This is a genomic window from Mesorhizobium sp. M4B.F.Ca.ET.143.01.1.1 (genome assembly GCF_004792275.1).
In the GTDB taxonomy this organism is placed as follows: Bacteria; Pseudomonadota; Alphaproteobacteria; order Rhizobiales; family Rhizobiaceae; genus Mesorhizobium; species Mesorhizobium abyssinicae.
The window spans coordinates 1-14,064 of sequence record NZ_SRSR01000016.1; the positions used below are offsets into that span (position 1 = coordinate 1).

At 65.2% G+C, this 14,064-nt stretch carries 12 protein-coding genes; 2 read left to right on the forward strand and 10 right to left on the reverse strand.

Annotated elements, in window-relative coordinates:
- Positions 1–280: 280 nt before the first annotated feature.
- The 10 genes from EN786_RS28590 to puuE form a co-directional block, all read right to left on the reverse strand.
- Positions 281–1,120 (reverse strand): alkaline phosphatase family protein, encoded by an 840-nt coding sequence (locus EN786_RS28590; protein WP_127311195.1) that lies wholly within the window; start codon positions 1,118–1,120, stop codon positions 281–283.
- A 102-nt stretch (positions 1,121–1,222) separates the two neighbouring features.
- Positions 1,223–2,878, reverse strand: a complete 1,656-nt coding sequence (locus EN786_RS28595) for an ABC transporter ATP-binding protein (protein WP_127311196.1) — start codon at positions 2,876–2,878, stop codon at positions 1,223–1,225.
- Entirely contained in the window at positions 2,878–3,705 is an 828-nt protein-coding gene (locus EN786_RS28600; RefSeq protein WP_127285658.1) for an ABC transporter permease, read from the reverse strand. The genes EN786_RS28595 and EN786_RS28600 overlap by 1 nt, the downstream gene beginning before the upstream one ends.
- A 13-nt stretch (positions 3,706–3,718) precedes the next feature.
- The gene (locus tag EN786_RS28605) at positions 3,719–4,678 is read right to left on the reverse strand and encodes an ABC transporter permease (protein ID WP_127285657.1); all 960 of its coding nucleotides are present in this window, start codon (positions 4,676–4,678) and stop codon (positions 3,719–3,721) included.
- A 16-nt stretch (positions 4,679–4,694) separates the two neighbouring features.
- Positions 4,695–6,281 (reverse strand): ABC transporter substrate-binding protein, encoded by a 1,587-nt coding sequence (locus tag EN786_RS28610; protein ID WP_127285656.1) that lies wholly within the window; start codon positions 6,279–6,281, stop codon positions 4,695–4,697.
- A gap of 149 nt (positions 6,282–6,430) precedes the next feature.
- On the reverse strand, positions 6,431–8,416 hold the full coding sequence (locus tag EN786_RS28615) for a CocE/NonD family hydrolase (RefSeq protein WP_135909147.1): 1,986 nt from the start codon (positions 8,414–8,416) through the stop codon (positions 6,431–6,433).
- 70 nt (positions 8,417–8,486) lie between these two features.
- Positions 8,487–9,080 (reverse strand): nucleoside deaminase, encoded by a 594-nt coding sequence (locus EN786_RS28620; protein WP_127311417.1) that lies wholly within the window; start codon positions 9,078–9,080, stop codon positions 8,487–8,489.
- 16 nt (positions 9,081–9,096) lie between these two features.
- Positions 9,097–9,588 carry an ureidoglycolate lyase gene (locus EN786_RS28625; RefSeq protein WP_135909148.1) on the reverse strand — a complete coding sequence of 164 codons (492 nt, stop codon included), beginning with the start codon at positions 9,586–9,588 and terminating at the stop codon, positions 9,097–9,099.
- Entirely contained in the window at positions 9,585–10,448 is an 864-nt protein-coding gene (locus EN786_RS28630; protein ID WP_127311419.1) for a bifunctional allantoicase/(S)-ureidoglycine aminohydrolase, read from the reverse strand. Before EN786_RS28630 ends, EN786_RS28625 begins: the two co-directional genes overlap by 4 nt.
- 68 nt (positions 10,449–10,516) lie before the next feature.
- A complete protein-coding gene (gene puuE / locus EN786_RS28635) occupies positions 10,517–11,941 on the reverse strand; it encodes an allantoinase PuuE (RefSeq protein ID WP_127311420.1) in 1,425 nt (474 codons plus the stop codon).
- Positions 11,942–12,116: 175 nt separating this feature from the next.
- Here puuE and uraH point away from each other — a divergent pair, with 175 nt between their 5' ends.
- Together uraH and xdhA are read left to right on the forward strand one after the other, a co-directional pair.
- Entirely contained in the window at positions 12,117–12,491 is a 375-nt protein-coding gene (gene uraH, locus EN786_RS28640; RefSeq protein ID WP_127285650.1) for a hydroxyisourate hydrolase, read from the forward strand.
- 3 nt (positions 12,492–12,494) lie between these two features.
- On the forward strand, positions 12,495–13,976 hold the full coding sequence (gene xdhA / locus EN786_RS28645; protein WP_127311421.1) for a xanthine dehydrogenase small subunit: 1,482 nt from the start codon (positions 12,495–12,497) through the stop codon (positions 13,974–13,976).
- Positions 13,977–14,064: the final 88 nt, after the last annotated feature.

Genomic DNA, 14,064 nt, shown 5'->3' on the forward strand with positions numbered 1-14,064 from the left:
TACAAAACGAAGCCGCTCGTCCATGATGCCAGTCTCTCGCCAAACCATCGCCGGGTCCTCCGGCGAGGGAGAAAACTGTCACCTATGCAATCGGTCCATTCTGTTACCTATCTATCCGGTTCGGACATATCTGCCTTCTCCCCGTCACTATACGGGGAGAAGCTGCCGGCAGGCGGATGAGGGGCGGCGCCGGCGTCGGCAATTGTCGATGTTGGCGCTGCCCCTCACCCTTACCCTCTCCCCGTATAGTGACGGGGAGAGGGGGCGCCAACGCCGCGTTTCACCCCAAAAACGGCTTCGCCTTCATCGTCTCTGGCACGGGCACGCCGAGGCGCTTCAGCACCGTCGGCGCCAGCTGCAACTGGTCGAGCAGCGTGTCTGGCTCGGGACCTTTGCCCGGGCCGAAATAGTATAGGGCGAAATCCTGCATCTCGTCGTCATGGCCGCCGTGGTGGCCGCGGTCGGTCTGGCCATGGTCGGCGGTGACGATCACCTCGTAGCCGGCTTGCCGCCAGAGCGGCAGGAAGCCGGCGAGCATGGCATCCATCGCATAGACGGCATGGTCCATCTCATGGCACTCATGGCCGAAGCGATGCCCCATCGAATCCAGCGTGCAGGTGTGGAGGATGCCGTAGTCGATGCCGTGGCGCCTGGCCAGCATGGTCAGCGTGGCGAACAGGTCGGCATCGCTGGGCGTCATCTGGTTCCTGGCATTGTAGCCGGTCATGGTGTGGAAGCGGCCATGGGTGATCGGCCCGCCCGGCTCGTCGAACTCCATGTCCTCGACGAGGTCGAACGGATAGGAGCGGAAGAATTCCGACCAGTAGGAATGGGTGACCGCGCCCGTCCTGCCGCCGGCCTTGCTGACCTCGGAGAAGATGTCCGGCTGCTCGACCCTGAACCGGTTCTCATTGGACAGGATGCCATGCACCTGCGGCGCAACGCCGGTGTGGATCGAGGCATAGCAGCAGGCCGAGGTCGACGGGAGCACCGAGCGCATCTTCCAGACCCGCGCCTCGCCCGACTGGACCCAGCCTTCGAGATTACCCATGAGCCGGCGCCAGTTCCGGTAGGGCACGCCGTCGAGGATGATAAGCAGAAGCTTTGTCGCGAGCGCCACCGGCGGCTCCATTCCAATGTCCTTTGAAATCGGAACGCCGCGGGTCTCTCGGACACGCGGCGCCCACACCCGTGAAACGGGCAGGCCGATGCTTCCTGGGCCCTAGTTGCCCGCGCTCGCCATGCGACGACCCGCGATCGCCTTCTCCAGCCAGCCGATCTCCATTTCGGGAACCGAGGACAGCAAGAGATCGGTGTAGGCATCGAAGGGCGGTGCCAGCACCTTGCTCTTGGCGCCGTAGCGCACCACCTCGCCGCGATACATCACCGCGATCGAATCGGCGATCGACTTCACCGTGGCGAGATCGTGGGTGATGAACAGATAGGCGACGCCTTCCTCCTTCTGCAGGCCGAGCAGCAGTTCGAGGATGCCATGCGCGACCAGCGGGTCGAGCGCCGACGTCACCTCGTCGCAGATGATCAGCTTCGGCTTGGCGGCGAGCGAGCGGGCGATGCAGACGCGCTGCTTCTGGCCGCCGGAGAGCTCGGCCGGGTAGCGGTCGACGAAACCCTTGCCCATCTCGATCTTGTCGAGCAGCTCGGCGACGCGCCGGTCGCGCTCGCTGCCGCGTATGCCGAAATAGAATTCGAGCGGCCGACCGATGATGGTGCCGACCGTCTGGCGCGGATTCATCGCCACGTCGGCCATCTGGTAGATCATCTGCAGCTGGCGCAGATCCTCCTTCGGCCGGTCGACGAGCTTGTTGCCGAGCGTGCGGCCATCGAAGACGACGCTGCCCTGCTCGGGCGGCAGCAAGCCGGTGATGGCGCGCGCCAGCGTCGACTTGCCCGAACCGGACTCGCCGACGACGGCCAGCGTCTGGCCCGGAAAGATGTCGACCGAAACGTTTTTCAGCACCTTGATGTGGCTGCGGCCATAGGCGGCGGTCACGTTCTTCACCGACAGCACCGGCGTCGTGCCGGGCGTTTGCTCCTGGTGCGCGATCTCGTGCACCGAGACCAGCGCGTTGGTGTATTCCTGGCGCGGTTCCTTGATGATCTGGCGGGTGCCGCCCCATTCGACCAGCCGGCCGTGGCGCAGCACCATGATCTCGTCCGACACCTGGGCGACGACGGCAAGGTCATGGGTGATGTAGAGCGCCGCGACATGCGTGTCGCGGATGGCGTCCTTGATCGCCGCCAGCACGTCGATCTGCGTCGTCACGTCGAGCGCGGTGGTCGGCTCGTCGAAGACGATCAGGTCGGGTTCGGAGCACAGCGCCATCGCCGTCATGACGCGCTGCAGCTGACCACCGGAGACCTGGTGCGGGAAGCGTTCGCCAATGGTTTCCGGGTTGGGGAGGCTGAGTTTCTTGAACAGCGCGACGGCACGTTTCTCGGCCTCGGCCCGGGTCGCCGTGCCGTGCAGAAGGGCAGCTTCGACCACCTGGTCCATCAGCCGGTGGGCGGGATTGAAGGCTGCGGCCGCAGACTGCGCGACATAGCAGACCTCGCGGCCGCGCAACCTGCGGAAGCCTTCCTTGCCGCCCTTCAGGATGTCGCGTCCGTTGAGGATGACCTCGCCACCGGTGATGCGCACGCCGCCGCGGCCATAGCCCATCGACGACAGACCGATGGTCGACTTGCCGGCGCCGGACTCGCCTATCAGGCCGAGCACCTTGCCCTTTTCCAGCGTCAGCGAGACGTCGTGCACCAAGGTGATGGTCTTCGGCTGCTCGCCGGGCGGATAGACGGTCGCTTCGATGCGCAGGTTGCGGATGTCGAGCAGCATGCCGGGCTTCGCTTTGGTGTCGGCCATCACCCGCGCCCTCCCTTCAGGCTTGCCGTCCGGTTGAGCACCCAGTCGGCGACGAGATTGACGGAGATGGCAAGCGCCGCGATGGCCGCGGCCGGGATCAGCGCCGCCGCGATGCCGAAGACGATACCGTCCTTGTTTTCCTTGACCATGCCGCCCCAGTCGGCATCCGGCGGCTGCACGCCGAGGCCGAGGAAGGAGAGCGTCGACAAGAACAGCACCGCATAGATGAAACGCAGGCCAAGCTCCGAGACCAGCGGCGACAGCGCATTGGGCAGGATCTCGCGGAAGATGATCCAGGCGCTGCCTTCGCCGCGCAATTTGGCGGCTTCGACATAATCCATGACGTTGATGTCGACGGCGACCGCGCGCGACAGCCGGTAGACGCGGGTGGAGTCGAGAACCCCCATCACCAGGATCAGCGTCACCACGTTAGAGGGGAGCACCGAAAGCACGACGAGGGCCATGATCAGCGTCGGGATCGACATCAGCAGGTCGATGAGGCGCGACAGGATGGTGTCGTACCAGCCGCCGAACACCGCGGCCGAAAAACCGAGTATGGCGCCGAGCGAGAAGGACAGCGCGGTGGCCAGCACCGCGATGAACAGGGTGATGCGGGCGCCGTAGATCATGCGTGACAGCAGGTCGCGGCCGAGATTGTCGGTGCCCAGCCAGTGCGCCGATGACATCGGTTCCCAAGGGACGTCGCTGACAATCTCGGCATTGCCGTGCGGCGCGATCCAGGGCGCGAAGATCGCTGCCAGCACGAACAGCGAGGTCAGCACGATACCGATCAATGCCGGTAGGGGGATGCGTGCAATATTCAGCATGTCCCGCTCCCTCCTACTTCGGATGCCTGAGGCGCGGATTGGCGACGATCGCCGCAATGTCCGCGATGATGTTGAGGCTGATATAGACGGCGGCGAAGATCAGGCCGACCGCCTGAACGACCGGCACGTCGCGCTTGGTGACGTGGTCGACCAGATACTGTCCCATGCCGGGATAGACGAAGATCACCTCGACCACGACGACGCCGACGACGAGATAGGCGAGGTTGAGCATGACGACGTTGATGATCGGCGCGATGGCGTTCGGGAACGCATGCTTGCGGATGACGGCGAAGGCCGACAGACCCTTCAACTCGGCCGTCTCGACATAGGCCGACTGCATGACGTTGAGGATCGCCGCGCGCGTCATGCGCATCATATGGGCCAGAACCACCAACGTCAGCGCCGCCGCAGGCAAGGCGATGGCCTGCATGCGCTCGCCGAACGGCATGCCCTCATAGACGGTGGAGATGGCCGGGAACCATTGGTGCTGCACGGCGAAGTAGAAGACGAGCACATAGCCGATGAAGAATTCCGGGAACGAGGTCGAGGCCAGCGCCACGCCGGAGATCAGCTTGTCGACCCAGCCGTTGCGGTAACGCACCGCGATCAGACCGAGGATGATCGCCAGCGGCACGGCGACGATCGCCGCCCAGAAGGCGAGGAACAGCGTGTTCCACAGCCGGTCCTTGATCGATGTCGCAATGTCCTGCCCGCTCGACATGGCGGTGCCGAGATCGCCGGTGAGCACGCCGCCCAGCCAGTGGAAGTAGCGGAGATAGGCAGGCTGGTTCAGCCCGAGCTGCTCGCGCAGATTGGCGAGCGACTCCGGCGTCGCCGATTGTCCGAGAATGGCTTGCGCGACGTCGCCGGGCAGGATCTGGGTGCCGGCGAAGATCAGGACCGAAACGGCCAACAAGAGGAGGATGCCCAGCGCAACGCGCTGGGCCACCAGTTTCACGATGGGTGAGGACATCTCCGCAAGGCCGAACTCAGGCTTCGAGCCAGCACTTCGCCAGAGCGTAGCCGTTCATCAGCTCCTGATGCGGATCGTCGACCCAGCCGCCGACCTTGGCGCCGGTGGCATCGATGAACTGATTGAACATCGGCAGGATCAGGCCGCCCTCGTCGCGCACCATGACGGCCATGTCATGGTACATCGCCTTGCGCTTGGCCTCGTCCAGCTCGGCGCGCGCGGCCAGCACCATCTTGTCGAAGTCCGGACGCTTGAAGCGCGTGTCGTTCCAGTCGGCCGTCGACAGATAGGCGGTCGAGTACATCTGGTCCTGGGTCGAGCGGCCGCCCCAATACGAGGCGCAGAAGGGCTGCTTGTTCCAGACCTCGTTCCAGTAGCCGTCGCCCGGCTCGCGCTTGATCTCGAGCTTGATGCCGGCCTTGGCCGCGCTCTGCTGGTAGAGCTGCGCGGCATCGACGGCGCCGGGGAAGGCGACATCGGAGGTCCTGAGCAGCACCGACCCGTCATGGCCGGACTTCTTGTAGTGGAACTTGGCCTTGTCCGGATCGTACTTGCGCTGCTCGATCTCGGTGAACAGCGGGTAGGCCGCGTTGATCGGGAAGTCGTTGCCAAGCGAGCCGTAGCCGCGCAGCACCTTGTTCAGCATCTCCTCGCGGTCGATGGCCAGCTTCAGCGCCATCCTGAGATCGTTGTTGTCGAACGGCGCCGTGTTGCAATGCATGATGAACACGTAGTGGCCGGGGCCCGCATGGTTGCGGATGGTGACGCCCGGCACGCGCTTGATCAGGTCGACGATCTTCGGCTCGACGCGGTTGATCATGTTGACCTGGCCGCCCTGCAGGGCCGCGGTGCGCGCCGTCGCGTCGTTGATGACGACCACCTCGATCTGGTCGGCGTGGCCCATTTTATCGCCCTGCCAGTAGTTGGCGAAGCGCTCGCCGACATGGCGCACGCCGGGCTCGTTGGTCTTGACCACATAGGGCCCCGCCGAGATGCCGGCATCGGGCTTGTCCTTGCCGCCGTTCGGCTGGACGATCAGGTGATAGTCGCTGAGCAGGTAGGGAAGGTCGGCATTGGCCTCCTTCAGCGTCAGCACCACTTCCTTGCCGCTGGCCTTGATGCTCTCGATGCCCTTCATGTAGCCGAGAGCGCCGGATTTCGACTTCTCGTCGGAGTGACGTTCGAGCGTGGCGGCGACGTCCTCGGCGGTCACGGTCTTGCCGTTGTGGAATTCGACACCGTCGCGGATCTTCAGCGTCCAGACCTTGGCATCATCGGAGGAGCCGATCTCCTCGGCGATGCGGTTCTCGAGCTTGCCGTCAGGCGACAGCTCGACGATCATTTCGCCCCAGCACTTGCCGAAGGCGAACGGCACCTGGGTCATCATCAGCGCCGGATCGAGGCTGTTGGTGGATTCACCACCGACGAGGCCGGCCTTCAGCGTGCCGCCCTTAACCGGACCGGCGGCGCGGGCCGCGCTCGAAAGCAGCGAATTGGCGAAGGGAGCGGAGATGCCGAGCGCGGCGGCGCGGCCGAGAAAGTCGCGACGGCTGAGCTTGCCGGCGGCGACACGACGGCTGAGATAGTCCAGTTCGTTAGACATTGCAGGTTCCTCACTCTGATGGTTCGACCTTGCGGCCGTTTCTTGTTTCTTGTGAGGATAATGAGCGCAACGGAAAGCTGTAAGCAAGACCGAATGCGACATGCCGTGGCGTAAATGGCGCGTCGCAATTGGACCAATCCTGCCAGCTCTCAGACGAGAGCGCGTGGAATCTTCTGTTCGAAGTCGCGTTCGAAGACGCGGTTTTCGCCCTCATAGGCCTCGATTCTGGCGCTCAGCACGAAGTTTTGCGGGTCGGAATGGATCGCCGCGAAGGTTTCGGTACGCACCGACCATCCATTTCGCGACAAAGTCTGTGTCCAGTGGGTTTTCCCCGAGGCTGACGATGGATCATCGGGATGGATCGCCCAGACCTCCCTGACCATGCTGCCATTGGCGAGACCATGCGCGAGGTCGCGCACCGCGCCGAAATCATCGGTGATGGAAAGCGTGACGATGCCGGTCTTCTCGTCGCGGTCGACATGGCGCTCGGAACTGGCGGGGCGGATCGTCTCGGTCTGCCAGGGCGTGGCGCCCTCGGGGGCGGGGAACGAAACTTCGTCGCCTGTCGCCAGCGGGCGGACCGGCAGGTTGAGCGTGGCCTTCGACAGGTCGAGGCGGACCGGCTCCGGCGAGGGCCAGATCATCGGCCAGTAGGCGTTTGAAACGGCAATGCGCAGCCGGTGGCCGGCCGGCACGCGGTAGGCGCACTGGTCGAGCACGACACGGGCCGAGACACTCTCGCCCGGCGGCAGCGCCTCGGGCAATTCGTGCGAGTTGCGGTGCGTCAGGTTGAGCACGCCGTAGGAGATCAGTTCCGAGGCGCCATCGGGATGGACGTCACAGAGCCTGACAGCGATGTTGGCCTGGGGCCGGTCCGAGGCGACCCTGACCAGGAGTTCCGGCGCGCCGACAATGTCGATCGCCCGATCAAGCACCGGCCGGTCGAAACACACCGACAGGGCATCGTCGGGGCGCTGGTCGCCCGGCAGTTCCGACCCGAAGGTGAAGGGGAAATATTCGCCGCCGGCAAGGCCGCAGCTTTGCGGCGTGGCGACGATGGCAGGCTTGGCGCCTTCCGGAATCAGATCGATCGCTTCTACCTTGACATTGGACGACGGCCATTCCTGCTCGGCCACCCAGCGGCCTGGCCGCTCCGGGTGCCAGCGCGCCGGCCGCACGCTGTCCATCACATAGGCGCGGTAGTCGGGATCGGCCTCGACGCCGGTCTCGGCCCCCTTCAGCCAGCGGTCCCACCAGCGCAAGGCCTCCTGCAGGAAGCCGATCGCCGGCCTGGGTCCGGCGTAATGCGGGTATTTGTGAATCCACGGGCCGACGATGCCCTTGACGGGCGCCTCGATGTTGGTGACCAGATGCGAGATGGTGTTGCGGTAGCCGTCATGCCAGCCGCCGATCGACAGCACGGCCGCCTTGACCGCCGAAAAATCCTCGCAGATCGAGCCGCGCTTCCAGTAGGCGTCGCGATGCTGATGGCTGAGCCAGAGCGGCGCCAGGAAGGGCTGGTTCTCCAGCCGGTCGAGCCACAAATCGCGCCAGCGGTTGCCGCCGGCGATCAGCGGATCCGGCGGCCGCGACGAGTAAGAGAGCATGGTCGAGGCCCAGCCGAAATTCTCGATCAGCAGGCAGCCGCCCTTGTAATGGATATCGTCGGCATAGCGGTCGACGGTCGAGCACAGGCTGATTACAGCCTTCAGCGCCGGCGGCTGCTTGGCCGCGACCTGCAGGCAGTTGAAGCCGCCCCAGGAGATGCCCATCATGCCGACATTGCCGTTGCACCAGGGTTGCGCCGCCGCCCAGGCGATGACGTCGCAGGCATCCTGCAATTCCTGCTCGGAATATTCGTCGTCCATCAGCCCTTCGGAATCGCCATTGCCGCGCATGTCGACACGGATCGAGGCGTAGCCGTGACCGGCGAAATAGGGATGCGTCAGCTGATCGCGAAAGATGGTGCCGTCACGCTTGCGGTAGGGGAGATGCTCGAGGATCGCCGGCACCGGATCGTCGGCGGCGTCCTCCGGCATCCAGATGCGCGCCGACAGCCGGCAGCCATCCGGCATGACGATGCCCATGTCGGGAAATTCGATGACCTTGCGGGGAAATTCGGTGACGGTTTTCATGGCTGGCACATGATGGAGCCCGCCTCACCGCGTCATGAGCCAGCCGGCGAAATCGGCTGGTCAATCCGCGTCAGTTCAGCGGAATGTCGTTGTCGGCCTTGCTTTCCTGATAGGCGCCGGACAGTTCGTCGTAGCGCGCGGAAATCTTGCCGATACGCGCTTCCAGCCGGCTGCGCTCAGCTTCCGGCAGCGCCCGCGCCAGCCTGCGGATGGAAAAGCTCTTCCAGTAGGCGTTCTCGGCATTGTAGCCGCCGGGGTCGAGGGTGAAGACCTCCTTCAGGATCTTCAGGTCATGCGGGATGGCGAAGCTGTCGCGCGAATCCTCATGGCTGAAGAGGTAGTAGAAATTATCGAAGCCGGTCCAAGTGATGGCCGACAGGCAGAGCGAGCAAGGCTCGTGCGTGGCGAGAAAGATCGCGTCGCCGGTTTCGACGCGCTCTGCCTTCGGCATTTCGTAGAAGCGCTTCAGGCAATGCACTTCGCCGTGCCAGAGCGGATTTTCGATCTCGTTGTTGGTCTCGGCAAGCACCAGCGAGCGGTCGTCCTTCCTCAGGATCGCGGCGCCGAACAGCTTGTTGCCATCGGCGACGCCCTCGGCCGTCTTCGGCACGATGTCGTGCTCGATGACGTCGAGCAGGCGGTCGATCAGCGAAATGTCGGTCATGATGGGGTCTCGGTACTCAGGGAAGGTGAATCTCGTAGGGGTGCGAGAAATGGCACTCTTCGAGGTTGGAGCCGTCGCCGCCGCGGTCGACGATCAGGAAATCCTGCGCCTCGCCGATCGGCGTCAGCACGCCGTGCCAGAGGTTGCGGCGGTAGTTGATGCCCTGGCCGGGCGCGGTGATGAAGGCGTGCGGTTCGCCGGGGCCGCCCTTGCCGTCATGGCAGACGACGACCAGGAAAGGGCGCGGCGACAGCGGGATGAAGGCCTGGCTGCCGAAAGGATGGCGCTCGACCATGGTCAGCTTGAGCGGCATCTCATAGGGCGTGCCGCGCACCATCGAGATCAGCACCCTGGCGTTCGGCCCGGCGGCTTCGGCGGTGGCGAGGTCGTGGTAGCGCTCGGCCTTGCCGGCATTGATCGGGTAGTGATTGTCGCCGCCCATGTCGATGACGTCGCCGAACGGGGCGAAGTTCTCGCGCGTCAGCGGCCGGGCGACGATGCGGGTCACCGCGCGCGGCCTCCGAGGCCGGCGCCGCCGAGCTTGGCGTGACGGTTGACGTCCTTGTAGAGCAGATAGCGGAATTTTCCCGGGCCGCCGGCATAGCAGGCCTGCGGGCAGAAGGCGCGCAGCCACATATAGTCGCCGGCCTCGACCTCCACCCAGTCCTGGTTGAGCCGGTAGACGGCCTTGCCTTCCAGCACGTACAGGCCATGCTCCATGACATGGGTCTCGGCGAAGGGGATGACGGCGCCCGGCTCCAGCGTGACGATGGTGACATGCATGTCGTGGCGCAGGTCGGCGGGGTCGACGAAGCGGGTCGTCGCCCAGCGGCCTGCGGTGCCGGGCATCGGGCTCGGCGCGATGTCCTGCTCGTTGGCGAAGAAGGGCGGTGGCGTATCGAGCCCGTCCACCGGCTCATAGGCCTTGCGCACCCAGTGGAAGCGGACGGCGGCCTTGCTTTCGTTGCGCACCGTCCAGCCGCTCGCCGGCGGCAGGAAGGCGAAGCCGCCGGGGCGAAGCACGTGCTTCTTGCCGGCGAGCGAAACGCTGAGCTCGCCCTCGACCACGAACAGCACGCCCTCGGCGCCGGCATCCGGCTCCGGCCGCTCGCTGCCGCCGCCGGGCTCGACCTCGACGATGTATTGCGAGAAGGTCTCGGCAAAGCCCGACAGCGGCCGCGCGATGATCCAGACCCTGGTCTTGTCCCAGAAAGGCAAGGCGCTGGTGACGATGTCCTGCATCACCCCCTTGGGGATGACGGCATAGGCCTCGGTAAAGACGGCGCGACCGGTCAGCAGCTCGCTCTGGCCGGGATGGCCGCCATGCGGTGCGTAGTAGGTGCGCTCGGGCGTCTTGATCATGTCCATAGTCCTGATCCTCAGAGCAAATCCAGTGTGTGACGGTGTTTCGTCCGGAGTTGCGTAAAACCAAACATTTAGAGCGGCAGCATGTCTTTCAGCCGAAGCAGCGCGATGCGCTCGACCTGTTTGCAGGCGGTTTCGAACTCGGTGGCGCGGCTGTTGCCGATGCGCCGCTCGAACTCCGCCAGGATATGGTCCTTGCTCTTGCCCTTGACGGCGATGATGAAGGGGAAGCCGAAAGTGGTGACGTAGGCGGCGTTGAGCTTGGAGAACAGCTCGCGTTCCTTGTCGGTCAGCGCGTCGAGCCCGGCGGAGGCCTGCTCCCTGGCCGATTCCGCCGTCAGCCGCCTGGCCTTCGCCAGCTTGCCGGCAAGGTCGGGATGGGCGTTGAGCACGGACAGCCGCTCGGCCTCGGTTGCGGCGCGGAAGACGCGGCAGAGCGCGTTGTGCACGCCGCCGGCGCTGTCATGCGCCGGGCCGAGTTCCAGCTCGTAGGCGCGCTCTGCGATCCAGGGCGAATGCTCGAAGACGCTGCCGAAGGCATGGACGAAGGCCTCGAACTCCATCCGCGACGGACGCAGCGCCGGCGCCTGGTAAGGATGCGTCTCGCGCCAGTGGCTGGCGATATCGATGCGCCGCGCCAGCCAGACCCGGTCATGCGATTTGACATAATCGACGAAGCGCTTCAGCGCCGCCACGCGGCCCGGACGACCGACCAGCCGGCAATGCAGGCCGATATTCATCATGCGCGGCCGCCCGTCCCTGCCCTCGGCATAGAGCGTGTCGAAACTGTCCTTCAGATAGGCGAAGAACTGGTCGCCGGAATTGAAGCCTTGCGGCGTAGCGAAGCGCATGTCGTTGGCGTCGAGCGTATAGGGGATGACGAGCTGCGGCTTCTCCAGGCCGCCGCGGTCGAACCAGTAGGGCAATTCGTCGTCATAGGTATCGGAGACGTAGTCGAAACCGCCCTCCTCGGCGACCAGCCGCAGCGTGTTGACCGAGGTGCGGCCGGTGTACCAGCCGGTCGGCCGGGCGCCGGTCACCTCGTAATGCAGCCGGATCGCCTCTTCGAGGTCGCGCTTCTCGTCTTCGGGCGAATGATCGCGGTAGTCGATCCATTTCAGCCCGTGCGAGGCGATCTCCCAGCCGGCCTGCTGCATGGCCGCCACCTGGTCGGGCGAGCGCGCGAGCGCAGTGGCGACGCCGTAGCAGGTCACCGGCACTTGCGCTTCGGTGAACAGCCGGTGGAGCCTCCAGAAGCCGGCGCGGGCGCCATATTCGTAGATCGATTCCATGTTCCAGTGGCGCTGGCCGAGCCAGGGCGCGGCGCCGACGATCTCCGACAGGAAGGCTTCCGAAGCCTTGTCGCCGTGCAGCACGCAGTTCTCGCCGCCCTCTTCGTAATTGACGACGAACTGCACCGCCACATGTGCGCCGCCGGGCCATTTCGGATCGGGCGGATTGGCCCCATAGCCGCGCATGTCCCGTTCGTAACGCATTGTCACTCCTGCCGGATCGTTGAGGTGAAGATATCGAAAGGAGTGCTCGTGCATTCCCCCGAAAATTTTTGAAAGTGCTTTTTGTCACGCTCCGCTCGACCGGGACTTATGCATCGCCTTTAATGGGCGCACAATTGACCAGAAACGTTCGACAGTACGGGGATGGGAGACGGCAGTGGCAGAAACGTCGAAAGCCGATGGCGGGCGCCTGACGACCCATGTGCTCGACACCGCGACCGGCAGGCCGGCCAAGGGCCTGTCGATCGAGCTGTTCCGCATCGAGCGGCAGACGCGGGCGCATCTGAAAACGGTGGTCACCAACGACGATGGCCGCTGTGATGCGCCGCTGCTTGCCGGCGCCGATTTCCGCACCGGCGAATACGAACTGGTGTTCGCCGCCGGCGACTATCTGCGCCGGCAAGGGACCAGCCTGCCGGAGCCGGCCTTCCTCGACATCGTGCCGATCCGCTTCGGCATGGCGGAAGCGCGCCACTACCATGTGCCGCTGCTGATCTCGCCCTATGGCTATTCGACCTATCGGGGAAGTTGAGAGATGGCCAAGGTCAAGACCCGCAACGAAATCCGCTTCATCCTCAACGGCGAGGACATCGCGCTGGCCGATGTCGCGCCCGATGCGACCCTGCTCGACTGGCTGCGGCTCGACCGGACGCTGCGCGGCACCAAGGAAGGCTGCGCCGAGGGCGACTGCGGCGCCTGCACGGTGCTGGTCGGCAGGCTTTCCGCCGGCCGGCTGGTCTATGAAAGCGTCAACGCCTGCATCCGCTTCCTCGGCTCGCTCGACGCCACTCACGTCGTCACCGTCGAGCATCTGCGCGGCACCGGCGAAAACCTGCATCCGGTGCAGCGAGCGATGGTCGATTTCCACGGCTCGCAATGCGGCTTCTGCACGCCGGGCTTCGTGATGTCGCTCTACGCGCTGTGGATGCGCTCGCCCGACCCGTCGGACGCGGCGATCGAGAAGGCGCTGCAGGGCAATCTCTGCCGCTGCACCGGCTATGAGGCGATCATGCGCGCGGCGCGGGCCATTTCCCGCTACGGCAAGGCGGCGAAAGACCCGCTGGCGGCCGAGCGCAAGTCGATCACCGCAAGGCTTGCGGCGCTGAAGGACGGCGCGCGGGTGGAGATCGGCGCGGGCAAGGCGCGGCTGATCGTGCCCGCCGACGCCGACGATCTGGCCAAGCTGCTCGACAAGGAGCCGGGCGCGACGCTGGTTGCCGGTTCCACCGATGTCGGGCTTTGGGTGACCAAGCATATGCGCGACATCGGGCCGGCGGTCTTCATCGGCAATCTCGACGGGCTGTGCACGATATCCGAGGACAAGGGCGTGATCTCGATCGGCGCCGGCATCACCTACAGTGAAGCCTTCGCGACGCTGTCGAAGCGCCTTCCGGCGCTCGGGCCGCTGTTCGACCGCATCGGCGGCGAGCAGGTGCGCAACATGGGCACGATCGGCGGCAACATCGCCAATGGCTCGCCGATCGGCGACACGCCGCCGCCGCTGATCGCGCTCGGCGCGCGGCTGACGCTGCGCCGCGGCGGCAAGCGGCGCACGATCCCGCTCGAAGATTTCTTCGTCGCCTATGGCAAGCAGGACCGGCGGCCGGGCGAGTTCGTCGAGGCCGTGCATGTGCCGGTGCCGGCCAAGGCGGCAAAGTTCGCCGTCTACAAGATCACCAAGCGCCGCGACGAGGACATCACCGCCGCCCTCGGCGCCTTCCACCTCACCCTTGCCAGGAACGGCACCGTCGCCGATATCCGCATCGCCTATGGCGGCATGGCGGCGACGCCGAAGCGGGCTTTCGCGGTGGAGAAGGCGCTGCTCGGCAAGCCGTGGACAGAGGAAACCGTGGAGGCCGCGATGGCCGAGTACGCCAGCGATTTCACGCCGCTCACCGATATGCGGGCAAGCGCCGAATATCGGGCGCTGGCGGGGAAGAACCTTCTGCTGCGCTTCTACATCGAAACAATGGGAACGAAGGCGCCGTTCCAAGTGTCACGTGACGAGGCGGCCTGATGCAAGCCAACGCGAGCGGACGGACAGCGTCCTTCTCCCCGTTCACGGGGAGAAGATGCCGGCAGGCAGATGAGGGGCGGCGCTACCG